General features: G+C 51.1%; 1 protein-coding gene. It reads left to right on the forward strand.

Going from position 1 to position 1,142, the window contains the following annotated elements:
* The coding region (gene tuf / locus ACMHLI_RS23365) for an elongation factor Tu (RefSeq protein ID WP_413531461.1) at positions 1-1,142 on the forward strand (1,142 nt) is incomplete at both ends.

A 1,142-nucleotide genomic window follows, 5' to 3' on the forward strand; every position in this document is an offset into this window, starting at 1 on the left:
TTTGAACGTACAAAACCGCACGTTAACGTTGGTACTATCGGCCACGTTGACCACGGTAAAACTACCCTGACTGCAGCAATCACTACCGTTCTGGCTAAAACCTACGGCGGTTCTGCACGCGCATTCGACCAGATCGATAACGCACCAGAAGAAAAAGCTCGTGGTATCACCATCAACACTTCACACGTTGAATATGACACCCCAAGCCGTCACTACGCGCACGTTGACTGCCCAGGCCACGCCGACTATGTGAAAAACATGATCACCGGTGCTGCTCAGATGGACGGCGCAATCCTGGTTGTTGCTGCAACTGATGGCCCTATGCCACAGACCCGTGAACACATCCTGTTGGGCCGCCAGGTTGGCGTTCCATACATGATCGTATTCATGAACAAATGCGACATGGTTGATGACGAAGAGCTGCTGGAATTGGTAGAAATGGAAGTTCGTGAACTTCTTTCTCTGTACGAATTCCCAGGCGACGACATCCCAGTTGTTCGTGGTTCAGCGCTGAAAGCACTGGAAGGCGAAGCTGAGTGGGAAGCTAAAATCATCGAACTGGCCGGTTACCTGGACAGCTACATCCCAGAACCAGAACGTGCTATCGACCAGCCGTTCCTGCTGCCAATCGAAGACGTATTCTCCATCTCCGGCCGTGGTACTGTTGTTACCGGTCGTGTAGAGCGCGGTATTGTTAAAGTCGGCGAAGAAGTTGAAATCGTTGGTATCAAAGATACTGTGAAATCAACGTGTACTGGCGTTGAAATGTTCCGCAAACTGCTTGACGAAGGTCGTGCAGGCGAGAACGTTGGTGTTCTGCTGCGTGGTATCAAGCGTGAAGACATCGAACGTGGTCAGGTTCTGGCTAAACCAGGTTCAATCAAACCACACACTACCTTTGACTCAGAAGTTTATATCCTGAGCAAAGACGAAGGCGGCCGTCATACTCCGTTCTTCAAAGGCTACCGTCCACAGTTCTACTTCCGTACAACTGACGTGACCGGTACCATCGAACTGCCAGAAGGCGTTGAGATGGTAATGCCTGGTGACAACATCAACATGGTTGTTACCCTGATCCATCCAATCGCGATGGACCAAGGTCTGCGTTTCGCAATCCGTGAAGGTGGCCGTACCGTAGGTGC

The sequence above is a fragment of the Rahnella inusitata genome (assembly GCF_965118895.1).
In the GTDB taxonomy this organism is placed as follows: domain Bacteria; phylum Pseudomonadota; class Gammaproteobacteria; order Enterobacterales; family Enterobacteriaceae; genus Rahnella; species Rahnella inusitata_A.